The sequence below is a fragment of the Mesorhizobium sp. genome (assembly GCF_004962245.1).
GTDB lineage: Bacteria > Pseudomonadota > Alphaproteobacteria > Rhizobiales > Rhizobiaceae > Mesorhizobium.
The window spans coordinates 1-15,943 of sequence record NZ_SUHQ01000056.1 but is presented as its reverse complement, the minus strand read 5'-3'; the positions used below and the strand labels follow the sequence as shown (position 1 = coordinate 15,943).

Here is a 15,943-nt window from a genome sequence, read left to right as displayed (position 1 = left end):
CGCTCGCGAGCGGCTTCGCTATCGCCGACCTACACCACGCGGTGGGACACGACCCCTGTTTTCACCAAAGTCGAACTCGCGGGTGACGCCTACGGCCCCTGCCAAGTTAATCCCATTTGAGATCGAATGCGGTGGGCGTGCCGCTCCTAGCAGCGCCGTTTTTCCCATTGACGTGAAAACATCAGAACAAAGTACCTTATGTCTACAGATTTCGTAGAATATCGTTTGGTTTCGGTGGTGGCCTATGGCGCATGTGTGGGAGATAGATGACTTGGCACGATTATCGGTTCTTGGAATATCCGGCGGTGTAAGCAACCCGTCCCGCACCACGGCGGTCGTCAATGCGCTGGTCAAGGCGGTCGCGTTGCGCCTGCTTGCCGACACCGGTCTGATTGAGATCACGGAGGCAGCACCGTCGCTTTTCGCCGGACTATCCCGCGGCGCACTTGGCGCATCTGGAGAAGCGATTATCCAGCGTGTCGAGAAGGCCGATTTGCTCGTGGTCGGAACGCCTGTCTATAGGGCTTCCTACACTGGCGCTCTCAAGCACCTGTTCGACCTGGTCGACTATCGCGCGTTGACGGGCAAGACCGTGCTTCTCGCGGCGACCGGCGGGAGCCCATACCATGGCCTGGTGCTCGAACATCAGCTCCGGCCATTGTTCGGCTTTTTTGGCGCTGTCACCGTCCCTACGGGCGTCTACGGCACGCCCGACGATTTCGTCGATGGCGAAATCGTCGGCTCAGCCATCATCGAGCGTATTGCAAGGGCCGCTACCGACGCGGTCTCCTTGCTCAACTCAAGTCACGCAAATGCCGCCGTCGCCACCCGCGTCGGCTGAGCCAATCAACAGGGGAAACGACGACATGAGTTCGCATTCCGACGCCATCAAATTCGCCTACTGGGTCCCGAACGTCTCCGGCGGCCTGGTCATCTCCAACATCGAGCAGCGGACGGGTTGGGATATCGACTACAACCGCAAGCTCGCCCAGATTGCCGAGGCCAACGGGTTCGACTATGCGCTGAGCCAGATCCGTTTCACAGCCGGCTATGGGGCCGACAACCAGCACGAATCAGTCTCGTTCAGCCATGCCTTGCTTGCCGCGACCACAACGCTGAAGGTCATCGCAGCGATCCTGCCCGGTCCGTGGAACCCTGCGCTGGCGGCCAAGCAGATCGCTACCATCAACCACCTGACCAATGGCCGCGTCTCCGTCAATGTCGTCAGCGGCTGGTTCCGAGGCGAGTTCGCCGCGATTGGCGAACTCTGGCTCGATCATGACGAGCGCTATCGCCGGTCGGAGGAATTTATCCGAGCGTTGCGCGGCATCTGGACGGAAGACAGCTTCACGCTGAAGGGCGATTTCTACCGCTTCACCAACTATTCCATGAAGCCGAAGCCGATCGAGCCCTTGCCCGAGATATTCCAGGGCGGCTCGTCGCGAGCCGCTCGCGACATGGCGTCTCGTGTCTCCGATTGGTATTTCACCAACGGCAATACCCCGGAGGAGATCCGGAAGCAGGTCGACGACATCCGCACCAAGGCGAAAGCCAACGGCCACAAGGTTAGGATCGGCGTCAACGCTTTCGCCATCGCCCGCGAGAGCGAGCAGGAAGCGCGCGCCGTGCTCGACGAGATCATCGCCAAGGCGAATCCGGAGGCGGTGCAGGGCTTTGCCGATCAGGTCAAGAATGCCGGCAAGGCCTCGCCGGAAGGCGAAGGCAATTGGGCGAAGTCGTCCCTCGAGGATCTCGTTCAGTACAATGACGGCTTCCGCAGCAATCTCATCGGCACGCCGGAACAGATCGCCGAACGCATCCTGAAACTGAAGGACGCCGGTGCCGACCTGATCCTGCTCGGCTTCCTGCATTTCCAGGAAGAGGTCGAGTTCTTCGGCAAGCGCGTCATTCCTCTGGTGCGCGAACTGGAAGCAGCTCGCGACAGGGAGCTTGTCGCCGCGGAATAGGACGGGCGCGGCCCACGGGGCCGCAGCCGACACGCCTTCAAAAGCAGGAATGTTTCATGATTGGTGCTTCGCTGGGAGCGGCCGCATACGAGCGCGCGTCCGAAATTTCCGCCATCCTCGCGGTGGCTAACCCCGTCGGCGACAGGCGTCTGGCACGCCTGTCGTCACGGCCGGATGTGGTTCTCGCGCTGAGCGGGATCGGCATTTCCTTTGGCGGGGTCAAGGCGCTGAGCGATGTTGATCTCGAAGTGGAAGTCGGCGAGATCCGCGCGGTGATCGGCCCCAACGGCGCCGGCAAGTCCTCACTGATCAACATCATCAGCGGCCTCTATCACGCCGACCGCGGCAGGATTGCGATCGGCGGGCAGTCCTTCTCCCGGGTGCCGGCGAGCCGTCTAGCACGGCTCGGCGTTGCGCGAACCTTCCAGAACCTGGCGCTATTCGGCGGTCTGTCCGTGCGCAACAACATCGCGTGCGGCCGCGTCCACACCAGGCGCGCCAGTTTCGTCGAACATATTGCAGGTCTGCCACGCGCCCGGAGCGAAGATGCGGGAATCGCCGAAAAGACCGATCAGATAGTCGCCTTCCTGCATCTCGAAAGCGTCGCCGACCGCCTCGTCGCCACCTTGCCTTACGGCCTGCAGAAGCGGGTCGAGCTGGCGCGCGCGCTGGTCGCCGAGCCGAAGCTGCTGCTGCTCGACGAGCCGATGGCCGGCATGACGGCGACCGAGAAGGCCGAGATGGCCGGCTTCGTGCGCGCCGCGCGCGACCGGCACGGCGTCACCATCATCCTGATCGAGCACGACATCGGCGTCGTCATGGGCCTCTCCGACCGCGTCGCCGTGCTCGACTACGGCCGCAAGATCGCAGACGGGACGCCGGCCGAGGTCAGGGCCGATCCGGCAGTGATCCGGGCCTATATCGGCACCGCCGAGGGCGAGAATGGCGAGGACATCCGATGAGCTACTATGATTTCCTCTTCGTCATCGAAGTGCTGGTCGGCGGCCTGCTCTCTGGCGTCATGTATTCGCTTGTCGCCATAGGTTTCGTGCTGATCTACAAGACGTCGGGCGTGCTGAACTTCGCGCAGGGGTCGATGGTGCTGTTCGCAGCGCTCACCTTTGTCAGCCTCGTCGAACGCGGCATCCCCTTCGCGCTTTCGCTGCTCATCACCTTCGCGGTCATGGTCGCGCTCGGCTTCACCATCGAGCGGACCGTGCTCAGGCCACTGGTCAACCGCTCGCCGATGACGCTGTTCATGGCGACGCTGGGGCTCTCCTACATCATCGAAGGTGCCGCCCAGCTTATCTGGGGCACGCAGGTGCACGGGCTCGACCTCGGCATCGACGACACCCCCTTCGAGGTCGGCGGCATACTGATCTCATCCTTCGACCTGCTGGCGGCGGCGATCGCCGCCGCCATGGTCGCAGGCCTCAGCGCCTTCTTCTATTGGACGCGGATCGGCCTTGCGTTTCGCGCCGTCGCCGACGATCAGTTCGCGGCCCTCGCCGTCGGGCTGCGGCTGCCTCGCATCTGGGGCACCGTGTGGACGGCGGCCGGCTTCGTCGCGCTGGTCGCCGGACTGTTGTGGGGCGCGCGTCTCGGCGTCCAGTTCTCGCTGTCGCTGATCGTGCTGAAGGCGCTGCCGGTGCTGGTGCTTGGCGGCTTCGATTCCATCCTCGGCGCCATCGTTGGCGGCCTCATCATCGGCGCCAGCGAGAAGCTGGCCGAGGTCTATCTCGGCCCGTTCGTCGGCGGCGGCATCGAGGGCTGGTTCGCCTATGCGCTGGCGCTGGTTGTGCTTTTGGTGCGCCCCTCCGGCCTGTTTGGCCAGAAAACCGTCGAAAGGGTCTGAACCATGGCCGTGCAAGCTCTCGACGCCGCAAGGCTTCCAGTCGACTGGGCGAAACTCGTTCAGAAGCTGGCGTTGGCGACCGCCCTGTTCGTCGTCGCCTACGGCGTGGTCCCTGCCTATGCTTCGGGCTATCTGGTCGAGGCGATCCTGCTGCCATTCCTGGCGCTCAGCCTGGCGGCGGTCGGCCTCAATTTGCTGACCGGCTATTGCGGCCAGCTCTCGCTTGGCTCTTCCGCCTTCATGGCGGTGGGCGCGTTCGGCGCCTACAATTTCAACCTCAGGGTCGAAGGCCTGCCGCTGGCGGTGACCATGATCCTGGCCGGAATTTCCGCCGCCGGCTTCGGCGTCGTGTTCGGCCTGCCCAGTCTCAGGCTGCGCGGCTTCTACCTCGCCGTCTCGACGCTCGCCGCCCAGTTCTTCGTGCAATGGGCGCTGACCAAGTTCGGCTGGTTCTCCAACGACAACCCGTCCGGGGTGATCTCGGCGCCGCACCTGGCCGTCGCCGGTCTTTCGCTCGACAGCGCGACCGGCCGCTATTTGCTTTCGGTCACCACGGTCATGGTGCTGACGGCCCTCGTCTGGCGCTTGGTCAACAGCGCGACCGGTCGCAACTTCATCGCCGTGCGGGACAACGAAACCGCCGCACGCGTCATCGGTGTGCCGGTGCTGCGAACCAAGCTTCTGGCGTTCGCCATCTCGTCGTTCATCATCGGTATCGCCGGCGTGCTGTGGGCCTTCACCTATCTGCGCACCGTCGAGCCGGCAGGCTTCAATCTCGACCGCTCATTCCAGATCCTGTTCATCATCATCATCGGCGGGCTGGCCTCGATCCGTGGCGCGTTTTTGGGTGCGGCGTTCATCGTTGTCCTCCCGCTCTTTCTGTCCCGGCTCGGCGCCTTCCTGTTCGGCGGCCTGTTCGATTCGGGCGTTCTCGACATGAGCCAGCGCATCGTGCTCGGCGCCATTATCATCATCTTCCTCATCGCGGAACCGAGCGGGCTGTCGGCCCTCTTCGACCGCCTCAAACGACGGATCGGCTCAAGGTCCAGCTGATTGCCGCTCAACTTCCTCCTCCGCTCGGACCAACCCATCAGGAGACGTAAGCAATGACCTTCTTCAGTCACCTAAGAAAAGCGGCGATCGCCACGGCCTTCGTGCTCGGCGCGACGGCGGTTCACGCCGAAGAACAATACTTTCCCCTGCAGAGCTACCGTGTCGGTCCGTATGCGGCCGGCGGAACCGGCTTTTTCGGTGGCTTCATCGACTATCTCAACCTGATCAACATCCGCGACGGCGGCGTCAATGGCGTCAAGCTGGCCTGGAGCGAAGGCGAGACGCAATATGAGGTCGAGAAGGGCGTCGAGGTGTATGAACGGTTGAAGAGCAATCCCGGCATCGCTGCCTGGAATCCACTCTCGGTCGGCATCGCCTATGCCATGATCGATCGCATCACCGACGACAAGGTGCCGCTGATCACCATCAACCACGGCCGCACAGACACGACCGACGGGCGGGTGTTCCCTTACGTCTTCCCGCTGCTGCTCAATCCTTACAGCGAGACCTCCGGCATCGTGAACTACATCGCGTCCAAGGAAGGAGGCCTCGACAAGCTCAAGGGCAAGAACATCGTCGTGCTCTATCACGGCTCGCCCTATGGGAAGGAGACGATCCCGATCTATGAGCTGCTGTCGCAGAAATACGGCTTCGAGCTGTCGCAGATCGAGGTGCCGCATCCCGGCAACGAGCAGCAGGCGCAGTGGCTGACCATCCGGCGCGAGCATCCTGACTATGTCGTGCTGCGCGGCTGGGGCGTGATGAACCCCGTCGCCTTGAAGACCGCGCAGAAGACAGGCTTCCCGGCCGATCACATCATAGGCAATGTCTGGTCGAATTCCGAAGAGGATGTCATCCCCGCCGGCGATGCCGCCAAGGGCTATACGGCCATCACCACCCAGGCCTCGGGTGAGCGGTATCCGGTGGTCCAGGAGATCGTCAAAACGGTCTACGGCGACGGCAAAGGCAATCTCGAGGACAAAAGCCGCATCGGCTCGGTCTACCACAATCTCGGCATCGTCAATGGCATCCTCAATGTCGAGGCGGTCCGCATCGCACAGGCCAAGTTCGGCAACCGCACGCTGACCGGCGACGAAGTGCGTTGGGGCTTCGAGCATCTCAAGCTCGATCCGGCGCGCGTCGAGGCACTCGGCGCCAAGGACCTGTTCCACTCGATCAACGTCTCCTGGGACAATCACGAGGGTGACGGCTACGTGACCTTCCAGCAATGGGACGGCAAGAAGTGGAATGTCGTCTCCGACTGGATCGCTCCCGACTGGAAGCTGCTGCGTCCGATCATCGAGAAGTCGTCCGAGGCGTATGCCAAGGAAAAGGGCATCAAGATCCGCACGGCCGAGGACGCCGACGCGGTGGTCAGCAACTGAATTTGGTATGGTGCGGCCGACAAATCTGGCCGGCCGCGCCATCCACCTTCCCGAGCGGAGTCATCGATGTCCATCCCGGAATACCCGATACTGTCAGTTAGCAGCGTGGAGGCTGTCTACAACGGCGCCATCGCCGCCCTACACGGCGTCGACTTGTTGGTTGGCAGGGGCGAGATCGTCGCGCTGCTCGGCTCCAACGGTGCCGGCAAGACGACACTGCTGCGCGCCGTATCCAATCTCCTTCCGGCTGAGCGCGGCGCCATTACCGCCGGTCGGATCACCTTCGGTGGCGAGGATGTTTCAAGGGCAAGCCCCTCGCACCTAGTCCGCAGCGGCCTTGTCCAAGTCCTCGAGGGCCGGCATTGCTTCCGCTCGCTGACGGTCGAAGAGAACCTCTTCACCGGCGCGCTCGGACGCTCGTCCTCTCGCACGGGCGTCAAGGCGGACCTGGATCGTGTCTATTCACTTTTCCCAAGGCTCGCCGAGAAGCGGCGAACCCGGTCCGGCCTCACTTCCGGGGGCGAGCAGCAGATGACGGCTATCGGCCGGGGTCTGATGTCGCGGCCGAAACTCTTTGTTCTGGACGAGCCGTCGATGGGGCTGGCACCGCTGATCGTCGACGAGATCTTCAGCGCCCTGAAACGGCTCAACCGCGACGAAGGCCTTTCGATCCTCGTTGCCGAACAGAATTCGGCGGTCGCGCTGAAATACGCCGACCGCGCCACCGTGCTCGAGAACGGCGTCAGCGTGCTGGAAGGATCGGCTGCCGACTTGCGCCAGCGCACCGATATCAAAACCTACTACCTCGGCGGCGCGCCGCTTCCACCGCAACATTTTCCCAAGGAGACAGCAGCATGACCATCCAATCCAGGCAGGCGTCGGATAGCCGCAGTGCCGTCCCGCCGGTCGAACGACCCTCTGCCAAGGCGCATGTGATCAAGGCCGATGCCGAGGCAATCGCTGTCGCCGAAAAACTCGCCGCCGAATTCGCCAGGGATGCCTCCAAGCGGGATCGTGAACGCATCTGGCCGAAGGAAGAGCTCGATGCGTTTTCGCAGAGCGGCCTGTGGTCGATCAACGTGCCGAAAGCCTATGGCGGGCCGGAGCTCTCCTATGTGACCCTGTCGAAGGTGATCACCATCATCTCGGCGGCCGATCCGTCGCTCGGCCAGATTCCGCAGAACCATCTTGGCGTCGTCGCCGCTATCCGCACCGTCTCCGACGAGGCGCAGAAGAAGCTGCTTTTCGCTGAGGTGCTGTCCGGCACGCGCTTCGGCAACGCGTTCTCCGAGTTCGGCTCCAAGCGCGCGGCCGACTTCGAGACAAAGTTCGTCGACGCCGGCGACCATGTCGTGGTCAACGGCCAGAAATTCTATTCGAGCGGTGCTCTGCTTGCCCATCTGGTTCCGATCGTGGCGCTCGATGACGAGGGGCGCGCCTGGTATGCCATCGCCGATCGCGGCGCGCCCGGACTGACGGTGATCGACGACTGGTCGAGCTTCGGACAGAAGACGACTTTGTCCGGCACGGTCCTGCTCGACAATGTCAAGGTGCCCAAAACGCATCTTGTCCCCGGCTACAAGGGCTATGACAGGCCGACGGCCGACGGCGCCATCTTCCAGATCATCCAGGCCGCGGTCGATCTCGGCATCGCCAAGGCGGCGATCGACGAGACTGTCGGCTTCGTGCGCACCAAGTCGCGCGCCTGGATCGACAGCGGCGTCGATCATGCCTGGCAGGATCCTTATACGATCCAGGCGATTGGCGACCTTCGCCTGCGGGCCAACGCGGCAGAGGCGGTTCTGGAAAGGGCCGGGCTTGCGGTAGATCGCGCCGTGGCCGACCCGAACGAGAAGACCGTCGCGGAAGCGCAGATCGCGGTTGCCGAATCCAAGATCCTCACGACAGAGATCGCCATCATTGCCACGAACAAGCTGTTCGAGCTCGCCGGCACACGCTCGACGCTGGCCGAGCACAATCTCGACCGGCACTGGCGCAACGCCCGCACCCACACGCTGCACGATCCGGTGCGCTGGAAATACGCGATCCTCGGCAACTACTACCTCAACGACGTAAATCCGCCGCTCCATGCCTGGAGCTGAGCGAAGCGCCTCCAAATCACAGAGGACCATTCATGAGCATTGCCACTCCCGACAGGATCAAGGTCCTGTGGTTTCTGCCGACTCATGGCGACAGCCGCTATCTCGGCACCTCAGAGGGGGGCAGGGCGGTCGACTTGCCCTATCTCACCCAAGTCGCGAAAGCCGCCGATGCCATCGGCTACTATGGCGCGCTGCTGCCGACAGGACGCAGTTGCGAAGATAGCTGGGTCGTGGCGTCGGCGCTGGCACCGCTGACGCAGCGGCTTCGCTTCCTTGTCGCCGTCCGGCCGGGCCTGCAATCGCCGACGCTAGCCGCGCGCATGACCTCGACGCTCGACCGCATTTCCGGCGGACGCCTGCTCATCAACGTCGTCACCGGCGGGGATCCGGTCGAGAACAAGGGCGACGGCATCTTCCTCAGCCATGACGAGCGCTATGAGGTGACGCGGGAATTCCTCGACATCTACAAGGCGGTGCTTCGCGGCGAGACCGTAGCGTTCGCAGGCAAGCACTTCCGTATCGAGGACGGTCGCCTACTGTTTCCGCCCGTGCAGACGCCACATCCGCCGCTCTATTTCGGCGGCTCGTCCGATGCCGCTAACGCGGTCGCCGCCGAACAGATCGACAAATATTTGACCTGGGGCGAACCGCCGGCGGACGTCGCGGCAAAGATTGCCCATGTGCGCGGTCTTGCCGAGAAAGCCGGGCGCCAGGTGACCTTCGGCATCCGGCTGCATGTCATCGTCCGCGAGACCAATCATGAGGCCTGGGCCGATGCCGACCGCCTGATCAGCCGCCTGGACGACAACACGATGACCGAGGCGCAGAAGGTTTTCGCGCGCATGGATTCCGTCGGCCAGTCGCGCATGAGCCGGCTTCATGGCGGCCGCCGCGACAAGCTCGAAATCAGTCCGAACCTGTGGGCTGGCGTTGGCCTGGTCCGAGGCGGCGCCGGCACCGCCCTGGTCGGCGATGCGGCGACAGTTGCGGAACGGATCGACGAATACCGGCGCATTGGCATCGATAGCTTTATCCTGTCTGGTTATCCGCATCTGGAGGAGGCCTATCGCTTCGGCGAACTGGTGTTGCCGTTGTTGCCGCTCGATCATGAAATCTCGACGCGCCCGACGGCCGTGAACATGGGACCGTTCGGCGAAACGGTGGCCGGCGACCATCGGCCTTCGGCACTGCCCGCGAGTCAGTCTTGAGCGCCAGAGACTTGGGCAGGGGACCGGTCGTAGCCATCATCGGCGGGGGCTTTTCCGGTGCGGCGACCGCGTTTCATCTTGCGCGGCTGCTGCCCGCCGGTGCTGCCGATATCGTGGTCGTCGAGCCCAGAGAGGGGCTCGGCTATGGTCTGGCCTACTCGACGGCCGATCCTTCACACCGCATCAATGTGCCGGCGTCGAGAATGACGCTGATCTCCGGCCAGGACAGCCACTTTGCCGATTGGCTGGAGCAGACCGGCGCGATTCTCGACGATGCCGAGGCTATTGCCGCAAATGGAGCACTCTACCCACAGCGACGCGTTTTCGGGCGCTACGTGGAATCTTATCTCCAACCCTTTCTGTCCGGCAAAGTGATCCGTCATGTCAGGTCCGCCGTCGCGTCAGTCGAGCTCAGTGGGCAGGGCTACATCCTGATTCTCGCTGATGGAAGGACGCTCGCAGCCGACGCCCTAGTGATTGCGGCGACGCATCCGCCACCCGCCTTGCCATCGGCCCTGCGGTCCGTGGCTGCTGCAGCCCGGCTGGTGGCCAATCCCTATGATCTCGGAGGGCTGCAAGCGATCGGCCGCGACGACCATGTGCTCGTAGTCGGCACTGGACTGACGTCGGCGGATATCATTGCCACGCTGGACCGCAATGGGCATCGCAGCCGCATCCTCGCGCTATCACGTCATGGTTATCGTTCGCGCAGCCACGCGGTGCTCCCGGTCGACCCGATTGGTGATTTCATCAGTCTGCCTTCACGCAGCGCAACAGTGATGCTCAGACGCATCCGGGCCACGATCCTAGATGCCAAGCGTCGGGGCGAAGACTGGCACCCGGTGCTCGATGCCGTCCGACGTCAGGGACAAATCATCTGGCAGGCCCTGCCGCTCGACGAGCAACGCCGCCTCGTGCGCCATTTGCGCACGCTGTGGGATGTGCATCGCTTCCGCATCGCGCCACAGGTCGCGGACGTGCTCGATCGCCGCGTTGCCGAAGGCATGCTCGCCTATCGCGCCGCATCGATCGTCGGCGCCGAGCAGGTCGACGGGCGCATTCGCGTCACGCTGCGGCCAAGGCGCCAACCCACTCAGACAACCGAGACGTTCGACAGGGTGGTCGTCACGACCGGGCCGGCGCATGCCGATATTTTCCGGACCAACACAGCAATTGCCGATCTCGGGCGAATGGGACTGGTCCGGCTAGACCCGATTGGCCTTGGCCTGGAGACCGACAGCCAAGGCCGTGCGCTCAGCACTTCCGGCCGACCGACCGACAGCATTTTCGTCAGCGGACCGCTGGCGCGCGGCAGCGTTGGCGAATTGATGGGAATTCCCGAAGTCACCGCGCATGCCGAGCGTATAGCCGCTGAAATCCACCAATGGCTTGGATACCAAACGGCGTTGCGTCGTAAGGCGTCGTGAAGCTGCAAACACGATGAGGCTATCCAGATGACACTCACCGAGCGTATTGCGAAGGTGGAAGCCCATTCGTGTCTTAAATAGGCCACTGGTCGCGTGCCGCTCCTGGCGCTTTTAGCAGATCCGCTCGACCTCGGAGGTGCCGATCTCCATGCCCAGTCTTCGCACCGGCGTCCACCGCTTTGATGACGATCCGAGACGATCAGCCCACCGCGGCGGGTCGAGAAAGCACTGGGCGGGAAGACGCCTACAGCGAGGCTGCTCGCCTTGTGGCCGCGGAGAGGGAAAGAATCTGCCGCCGGACATCGACTTCAGTGGTTTAGAGAAGGCGGCTCGGCAGCGACCTCTGCGTGAACCCAGACGCCTTGAAGATGTGCCCGATGCGTCCGGATTTTTGGCGGTGATCTTCATCAAATGCGATGAGCTGCAATTTCTGGCGACGGCCACGCTAAGGGCGGGCCTCCAGCACCATGTTGAACGGTGTCTCCGCGGCGCGACGCAATCGCTTGAAGCCGCCGCCGGTCACCACCTTGCGCAGCCTCGCCTCACCGGCCTGGGCTCCAAGCGCGAGCCCGACTTCCTGCGACACGGACGCGGGCGTGCACACGAACGTGGAAGCGGCATAGTAAACGCGTCCGACGGGATTGAGGTTCGCCGCCAGATGATCATGCGCGAACGGCTCGAAGATCATCCACGTGCCATCCGGCTTGAGCGATCCGTGGACATGGGTGGCGGCGCCCGTCGGGTCGCCCATGTCGTGAAGGCAATCGAAGAATGTGACGAGGTCATAGGTTCCGGTATAGCTCTTGGCGGCCGCGACGTCGAACCGCGTGTTGACGCCGACGCCGGCTACCTCGGCCGCCTTGCGGGCGCGCTCAATCGAAGGGGCATGATAGTCGAAGCCGACGAAGCGCGAATTGGGGAAGGCCTGTGCCATGAGCACGGTCGATGCACCATGACCGCATCCAACATCCGCGACGTCCACGCCGCGTTCGAGCTTCTCGACGACGCCCTCCAAGGCCGGCAGCCAGGAGTCGATCAGATTGGCATTGTAGCCTGGACGGAAGAACCGTTCCGTACCGCGAAACAGACACGCGCTATGATCGTGCCACCCGACGCCCTTGCCGGACTGGAATGCCTGCCTCACCTTTTCTTCATCGAGCCACAGTGCGGACAGGAACTCGAATGCGCCTGCCATGAAGGCCGGGCTGTTTTCATCGGCGAACACCAGCTCTTGCTCGGCGTTGAGATAGAATTTGTCGCTCGCTTCATCGTAGTCGACGTAGCCCGCCGCCGCCTGCCCGGAAAGCCATTCCCTTACGAGGCGTTCCTGGGTGCCGGTGCGTGTCGAAAGTTCGACGGCCGTCATCTTGCCGCCTTCGCGCAATGCCTTGAACAGGCCGAGTCTGTCCCCCAGCAGGACTCCCGCGCCCGTTGCGATCGCACCGAGATCGCCGACCATTTTCCCCAAGAATGCGTCCAACTTTTCCTGATTCGGTTCAGACATCGGAATCTCCCTTTGGGTTCAATCTCTCCAGGCGACGGAGCCGTGCTCGTCATGAGGCGCCTTGAGCATCAGATGCTCGAAGACACGCGATGCCGGATTTCCCCGGCGGCTCATCCGCGCTGCCGATCCTGCACCAGACCATATGAGTGACGACCGGCGCGGTGGTCGGGAATGACAGCCACCTCCATGCCCTTGAAAAGCAGGAAATCCGTCACTTTGCCCTCGTCGGTAACCGGCGGAGCCGGAGTGGTCGTCACCAGGGCAAGCCTGTCGCAGCAGGTATCCTAGGGCAGCCCGTCAAAACATCGATGACTCCGGTTGTGGTGCCGGGGCGGGCGATCAGGGGCCAAGTGATTGTTCCGCGGCGGCTGTATGTTGTGGTAAGGTGATCATGCGAATTCTTGTTGGTCGGTCACGTGTTTGCGGATGACCCGCATGTACTGTGCCAAATGAGAAAACCATTCAAACGCAATCCAGTAGATCTGACTGTATCCGACATTGTCGGAATTTGGACATCGCCGAACGCGAAGCGCTCGGGGCTTGTGACGATACTTGAGCGTGCTGCTTCGGAGGAGGGATGCGCCTCGAACCGGCCGCGAGGCCTTTTTCTGGCAACGGATATTCCGGCCGGGTTAGGCCGCGAGGAAAGCGACGGTGAATAAGAGGTAGAGGACCAACCGTTTTGAGCGGGTAGTTGCCGTGTTGCGCCCCCAGGCAAAGGCCAGCACCACGGAGCAGTATTTCTGGTGGCGATACTACAACGCCTTTAAGTGCCGGTTACCCGTTTTTACCCAGTTGGCCTGGTGCATTCAGAGCGAGGTGGTTGGAAACCGCTTATTGTGGCTATGGGCGAACTCGGGATGGAGGAGTGGACCCAAAAATTAGCAAAATGCCCAGGGAGGATTACATGGGTCGCTCATTCCCCGTACTCGTTACAGGTGCGCGTCGCTACGCAAACAGCTTGCTTTTGACTTGGCGTTTTTTGCCGTCTCGGCATCGCTCACTAATTCGGCCGCTGCCGATACCGTGAACTGGCGTCAATTCGAAGGGACCAGCATAACTTGGGCCTACGACATCCACCCCTATGCGGATGCTCTCGCTGCGCAACTTCCGGAGTTCGAGAAGCTGACCCGGCATCAAGGTCACGCCGGAACTCTACCCAGACGATTCTTACTGGAACAAGATGACGATCCAACTGACGACGAAGTCGCCAGCATGGGATGTGTTCGGCACTGGCATTCAGCCCGCGTGGGACCTCGCTCCGAGTGGCGCCCTGGAGCCGCTGGGCAAATACCTGAGCGATCCGAAGCTTACCGATGCTGGATACGACTACATTACGTGGACATGATCAAGAAGTGCGCGGCTCCTTCCTTCGCCAATGATAACTGGTACCAGGTCGTGGACGGCATCTCGTCCGGCCGCACCGCGATGACGATCGACTCAAATATGTTCGGCTTCTGGAACGATGTTGCGGGGAAGCCGGCATCCGGCAAGATCGCCTTCGCCGCCGCTGCACGCACCGATCGCCACGAGCTTGGATTCTGACATCTGGATCTGGGCTCTCGCCATGAACGCGGCTTCCGAAAAGAAGGGCACGGCCTGGCTGTTCATCCCGTGGACCACCTCCAAGCAGGTGGCGCTCAAGGGTGCCCTTGCCGGCCAGCTCGTCAATCCGCCGCGCACGTCGACCTGGCAGGACGACACCTGGACTAAGTACGCCCGCGCTGATCACTGAACGTGTTTGAGTAGCCCCCCATTTCCGTAAGAAGTCCTCGTCATGAGAAAACCCTCCCTGATGCCGCCCGCACCGAGGAGGCCTTTACGAAAATGCCAGTCGGATTGTGGATCGCGTTGAAGAAGACTTCACTCGAATGCGCGTCTAGATTGTCATAGGTGAGCCGCGAGACCAGTGACGTACCTTTATGATTGTAAAGGTCCTTCGATGCTTGCCGGTACTGGGCCAGTAGCGTAGTCCACCCTCGAACGAAAAGACTGAGGCCGCCGCCCCGGCTACCGACGCCGACTCGCAATCACCGGCACTCGACGGCGGTTCGGAACTTCTCGGTGCCGCAGCGCCGGCCAAGCCGGACGGGCCCGGTGAAAAATTCGTCGTCGAGGGCAAGGCGCCCGCTGCTTCGCCCGGCCGCGCCGACGATTTTTCTTGGCCGCCAAGGCGGCAGCCCGTGGCGGCGGCCATAACCGAAACGACCACGGCGATCAGTCCGTAACCTGCCCGGGGCAGCGGAAGGCCGGAAAGCGCCTTCAGATGGCCGCGCAATTAGGGTCTCGAGACAGACTCAGCGCGGTAGCACGCTCGATCCCATCAGCGCCTCGTCGATCGAACGCGCGGCCTGACGGCCCTCGCGGATCGCCCAGACGACCAGCGATTGACCGCGGCGCACATCGCCCGCCGCATAGAGTTTTTCGACGCTGGTCTTGTAGTCGCGATCATTGGCCTCGACGTTGTTCGAGCGGCGGCTGTCGATGGCGATCTTCATCTGGCCAGTCAGTTCCGACACCGGCCCGACCGCGGCCGGCCCGGCAAAGCCGATAGCGATGAAGGCCAGATCCGCGCGGATGACGAATTCCGTGCCGGCGATCGGCTTGCGCTTTTCATCGACCTCGCAGCATTTGACGCCGGTCAACGCGCCGTCCTCGCCGATGAATTCGAGCGTCGCCACCTGGAACTCGCGCTCGGCGCCTTCCGCCTGCGAGGACGAGGTGCGCATCTTCGTCGCCCAGTAGGGCCAGACCGAAAGCTTGTCTTCCTTTTCCGGCGGCTGCGGCCGGATGTCGAGCTGGGTGACACGAACGGCGCCCTGGCGGAAGGCGGTGCCGACGCAGTCGGACGCGGTGTCGCCGCCGCCAACGACGACGACATGCTGGCCGCCGGCGACGATCGGCGGCGACGGCCACGCCACCGATTGGATCGGCTCGCCGCCGATGCGCTTGTTCTGCTGCACCAGGTAAGGCATCGCGTCATGCACGCCGTCGAGATCGTCGCCGGGAATGTTGGCCGGGCGCGGCGTTTCCGAACCGCCGCAATAGAGCACCGCATCATACTCGGCGAGCAGCTCCGCCACCGGCTTGTCGACGCCGACATTGATCCCGCAATGGAAACTCACGCCCTCGCCTTGCATCTGCTCGATGCGCCGATCGATGTAGTGCTTCTCGATCTTGAAGTCGGGGATGCCGTAGCGCATCAGCCCGCCCGGCCGGCTCTCGCGCTCGTAGACGTGAACGTCGTGGCCGGCGCGGCCAAGCTGCTGGGCGGCCGCCATGCCGGCCGGCCCCGAGCCAATGATTGCGACGCGCTTGCCGGTTTTCCTTTCCGGCGGATAGGGCCGGATATGACCGGTTTCATAGGCCTTGTCGGCGATCGCCTGCTCGATCGTCTTGATGGCGACCGGAATGTCCTCGAGGTTCAGCGTGCAGGCTTCCT

At 62.8% G+C, this 15,943-nt stretch carries 14 protein-coding genes and 2 pseudogenes; 13 read left to right on the top strand and 3 right to left on the bottom strand.

The window, feature by feature from the left end; translation table 11 throughout:
• Positions 1-271: 271 nt before the first annotated feature.
• The 10 genes from msuE (at position 272) to E5X88_RS32095 (ending at position 10,997) form a co-directional block, all read left to right on the top strand.
• Entirely contained in the window at positions 272-841 is a 570-nt protein-coding gene (msuE, locus tag E5X88_RS32140) for an FMN reductase (protein ID WP_287187648.1), read from the top strand.
• A gap of 25 nt (positions 842-866) precedes the next feature.
• Entirely contained in the window at positions 867-1,967 is a 1,101-nt protein-coding gene (gene sfnG, locus E5X88_RS32135) for a dimethylsulfone monooxygenase SfnG (RefSeq protein WP_091600500.1), read from the top strand.
• A 56-nt stretch (positions 1,968-2,023) separates the two neighbouring features.
• Positions 2,024-2,929 (top strand): ABC transporter ATP-binding protein, encoded by a 906-nt coding sequence (locus E5X88_RS32130; protein WP_095517098.1) that lies wholly within the window; start codon positions 2,024-2,026, stop codon positions 2,927-2,929.
• Positions 2,926-3,822, top strand: coding sequence for a branched-chain amino acid ABC transporter permease (locus E5X88_RS32125; RefSeq protein WP_029356685.1), 897 nt, complete (start codon positions 2,926-2,928; stop codon positions 3,820-3,822). The genes E5X88_RS32130 and E5X88_RS32125 overlap by 4 nt, the downstream gene beginning before the upstream one ends.
• Before the next feature lie 3 nt (positions 3,823-3,825).
• Positions 3,826-4,875, top strand: coding sequence for a branched-chain amino acid ABC transporter permease (locus E5X88_RS32120; RefSeq protein ID WP_128185313.1), 1,050 nt, complete (start codon positions 3,826-3,828; stop codon positions 4,873-4,875).
• A 53-nt stretch (positions 4,876-4,928) separates the two neighbouring features.
• Positions 4,929-6,260 (top strand): ABC transporter substrate-binding protein, encoded by a 1,332-nt coding sequence (locus tag E5X88_RS32115; RefSeq protein ID WP_127240525.1) that lies wholly within the window; start codon positions 4,929-4,931, stop codon positions 6,258-6,260.
• Positions 6,261-6,326: 66 nt separating this feature from the next.
• On the top strand, positions 6,327-7,118 hold the full coding sequence (locus tag E5X88_RS32110; protein ID WP_091600476.1) for an ABC transporter ATP-binding protein: 792 nt from the start codon (positions 6,327-6,329) through the stop codon (positions 7,116-7,118).
• The gene (locus tag E5X88_RS32105) at positions 7,115-8,362 is read left to right on the top strand and encodes an SfnB family sulfur acquisition oxidoreductase (RefSeq protein WP_095517101.1); all 1,248 of its coding nucleotides are present in this window, start codon (positions 7,115-7,117) and stop codon (positions 8,360-8,362) included. The genes E5X88_RS32110 and E5X88_RS32105 overlap by 4 nt, the downstream gene beginning before the upstream one ends.
• A gap of 32 nt (positions 8,363-8,394) precedes the next feature.
• Positions 8,395-9,570, top strand: coding sequence for an FMNH2-dependent alkanesulfonate monooxygenase (ssuD, locus tag E5X88_RS32100; RefSeq protein WP_287331242.1), 1,176 nt, complete (start codon positions 8,395-8,397; stop codon positions 9,568-9,570).
• Positions 9,567-10,997 (top strand): FAD/NAD(P)-binding protein, encoded by a 1,431-nt coding sequence (locus E5X88_RS32095; protein WP_128185319.1) that lies wholly within the window; start codon positions 9,567-9,569, stop codon positions 10,995-10,997. The genes ssuD and E5X88_RS32095 overlap by 4 nt, the downstream gene beginning before the upstream one ends.
• Positions 10,998-11,442: 445 nt before the next feature.
• On the opposite strand, the gene E5X88_RS32090 is transcribed toward E5X88_RS32095, so the two are convergent.
• Positions 11,443-12,501 (bottom strand): class I SAM-dependent methyltransferase, encoded by a 1,059-nt coding sequence (locus E5X88_RS32090; protein ID WP_287331241.1) that lies wholly within the window; start codon positions 12,499-12,501, stop codon positions 11,443-11,445.
• A gap of 57 nt (positions 12,502-12,558) precedes the next feature.
• Positions 12,559-12,761 (bottom strand): annotated as a pseudogene (locus tag E5X88_RS32085) (insulinase family protein); the annotation flags it as partial.
• A gap of 1,078 nt (positions 12,762-13,839) precedes the next feature.
• Here E5X88_RS32085 and E5X88_RS32075 point away from each other — a divergent pair.
• The 3 genes and pseudogenes from E5X88_RS32075 to E5X88_RS32065 form a co-directional block, all read left to right on the top strand.
• Positions 13,840-14,046, top strand: coding sequence for a hypothetical protein (locus E5X88_RS32075; protein WP_245459188.1), 207 nt, complete (start codon positions 13,840-13,842; stop codon positions 14,044-14,046).
• Positions 14,047-14,068: 22 nt separating this feature from the next.
• Positions 14,069-14,236, top strand: a complete 168-nt coding sequence (locus tag E5X88_RS32070) for a hypothetical protein (RefSeq protein WP_245459186.1) — start codon at positions 14,069-14,071, stop codon at positions 14,234-14,236.
• A 298-nt stretch (positions 14,237-14,534) separates the two neighbouring features.
• Positions 14,535-14,729: pseudogene (locus tag E5X88_RS32065) on the top strand (DUF459 domain-containing protein); the annotation flags it as partial.
• 69 nt (positions 14,730-14,798) lie between these two features.
• Here the strand turns inward: E5X88_RS32065 and E5X88_RS32060 are convergent.
• The coding region (locus tag E5X88_RS32060; protein WP_292168214.1) for a glutamate synthase subunit beta at positions 14,799-15,943 on the bottom strand (1,145 nt) is incomplete at its 5' end.

Coding starts and splice junctions, on each gene's coding strand:
- sfnG (WP_091600500.1), top strand. CDS start 867: ATGAGTTCGCATTCCGACGCCATCAAATTCGCCTACTGGGTCCCGAAC.
- E5X88_RS32130 (WP_095517098.1), top strand. CDS start 2,024: ATGATTGGTGCTTCGCTGGGAGCGGCCGCATACGAGCGCGCGTCCGAA.
- E5X88_RS32125 (WP_029356685.1), top strand. CDS start 2,926: ATGAGCTACTATGATTTCCTCTTCGTCATCGAAGTGCTGGTCGGCGGC.
- E5X88_RS32120 (WP_128185313.1), top strand. CDS start 3,826: ATGGCCGTGCAAGCTCTCGACGCCGCAAGGCTTCCAGTCGACTGGGCG.
- E5X88_RS32115 (WP_127240525.1), top strand. CDS start 4,929: ATGACCTTCTTCAGTCACCTAAGAAAAGCGGCGATCGCCACGGCCTTC.
- E5X88_RS32110 (WP_091600476.1), top strand. CDS start 6,327: ATGTCCATCCCGGAATACCCGATACTGTCAGTTAGCAGCGTGGAGGCT.
- E5X88_RS32105 (WP_095517101.1), top strand. CDS start 7,115: ATGACCATCCAATCCAGGCAGGCGTCGGATAGCCGCAGTGCCGTCCCG.
- ssuD (WP_287331242.1), top strand. CDS start 8,395: ATGAGCATTGCCACTCCCGACAGGATCAAGGTCCTGTGGTTTCTGCCG.
- E5X88_RS32090 (WP_287331241.1), bottom strand. CDS start 12,501: ATGTCTGAACCGAATCAGGAAAAGTTGGACGCATTCTTGGGGAAAATG.
- E5X88_RS32070 (WP_245459186.1), top strand. CDS start 14,069: ATGAACGCGGCTTCCGAAAAGAAGGGCACGGCCTGGCTGTTCATCCCG.